This window comes from Aquabacterium sp., assembly GCF_021768455.1.
GTDB lineage: Bacteria > Pseudomonadota > Gammaproteobacteria > Burkholderiales > Burkholderiaceae_C > Aquabacterium.
On sequence record NZ_JAIZVX010000298.1, the window covers coordinates 1 to 1,381 of the forward strand.

Genomic DNA, 1,381 nt, shown 5'->3' on the forward strand with positions numbered 1-1,381 from the left:
ATGAAAATATTTTAATCGGCGGCCGCACCCAGCTTGCGGCCGAGGACGCTGCTGAGCACGCCGAACACGATGGGTACGCCGACCAGGCCAAAGACGATGAGGCTGTTGAGGTCGAGGCCATCATCGCGCCCGCGGGCAGACGTCCCCGAGGCATCGGGCAGGGGCAGGTTCTCGCCCTGGATGCGGGCCGCCAGGTGGTCGACCGCCTGGCTCAGGCCCCCGGCAAAGTCACCCGCCTTGAAGGCCGGGGTGATGACGCGCTCGATGACCTGGTGGGCGGCCAGGTCGGGGATGGCGCCCTCCAGGGCCTTGGCCACTTCGATGCGCACGCTGCGGTCCTGTTTGGCCACCACGATCAGCAGGCCGTCGCCCACGGTCTTGCGGCCGATCTTCCAGCTGTCGCCCACCCGCTGGCTGTAGGTGGCAATGTCTTCCGGCTGCGTGGTGGGCACGATCAGCACCACCAGCTGGCTGCCAAGGCGCTGTTCGAGCTGGGTCAGCTTGGCCTCCAGGGCGCGGGCCTCGTCGCCGCCGAGCGTCGCGGTCTGGTCGACCACATGGCCGCTGAGAGGCGGCACGGGCAGCACGCCACCGGGCAGTCCCTGGGCCCGGGCCGCGCCGCCCCAGAGAAGGCCGACCAGGGCGATCATCAAGGCGACCACGAGGGCCATCACCGCGGCCAACACCGATGAGCTCAGGCCGTGCAGCCGCCGGGCACCCGGCAGGCTCGCGAGCCCTCCGTGTTGCGCAGGGTCTGGCCCAGTCAGGGCGTTCATCCCCGGCTCACTTCTTGTTGAAGTCGACCGCAGGCGGGCTGCTGATCTGCGCCTCGTTCTGCACGGTGAAGCTGGGCTTGGGTGCGTAGCTGAACACCTTGGCGGTGAGGTTGCTGGGGAAGCTGCGTGCGAGCACGTTGTAGTCCTGCACCGTCTTGATGTAGCGGTTGCGGGCCACGGTGATGCGGTTTTCGGTGCCCTCCAGTTGCACGCGCAGGTCCTGGAAGCCCTGGTTGGCCTTGAGGTTGGGGTAGTTTTCGCTGACGACCAGCAGGCGGCTCAGGGCGCCGCTGAGTTCGCCCTGGGCGGCCTGGAATTTCTGGAAGGCCTCGGGGTTGTTGACCAGCTCGGGCGTGGCCTGGATGCCGGTGGCCTTGGCGCGGGCCTCGACCACCTTGGTGAGGGTGTCCTGCTCGAAGGCCGCTTCGCCCTTGACCGTGGCCACGATGTTGGGGATGAGGTCGGCGCGGCGCTGGTACTGGTTCAGCACCTCTGCCCAGGAGGCCTTGCTCTCTTCGTCGAGGCGCTGGAAGTCGTTGTAGCCGCAGCCGCCGAGGTTCAGGCTCAGTGCGCCGGCCAAAGCCAGGCCGGCCAGGCGCATGCCG

The 1,381-nt window shown here is 68.3% G+C and carries 2 protein-coding genes; both read right to left on the bottom strand.

The window, feature by feature from the left end:
• Window positions 1-11 precede the first annotated feature (11 nt).
• The gene (locus QZ994_RS19880) at window positions 12-776 is read right to left on the bottom strand and encodes a TPM domain-containing protein (protein ID WP_290877832.1); all 765 of its coding nucleotides are present in this window, start codon (window positions 774-776) and stop codon (window positions 12-14) included.
• A 7-nt stretch (window positions 777-783) separates the two neighbouring features.
• Complete coding sequence (locus tag QZ994_RS19885) at window positions 784-1,377, bottom strand: LemA family protein (protein WP_290877834.1); 594 nt, start codon at window positions 1,375-1,377, stop codon at window positions 784-786.
• Window positions 1,378-1,381 lie beyond the last annotated feature (4 nt).

Coding starts and splice junctions, on each gene's coding strand:
- QZ994_RS19880 (WP_290877832.1), bottom strand. CDS start 776: ATGAACGCCCTGACTGGGCCAGACCCTGCGCAACACGGAGGGCTCGCG.
- QZ994_RS19885 (WP_290877834.1), bottom strand. CDS start 1,377: ATGCGCCTGGCCGGCCTGGCTTTGGCCGGCGCACTGAGCCTGAACCTC.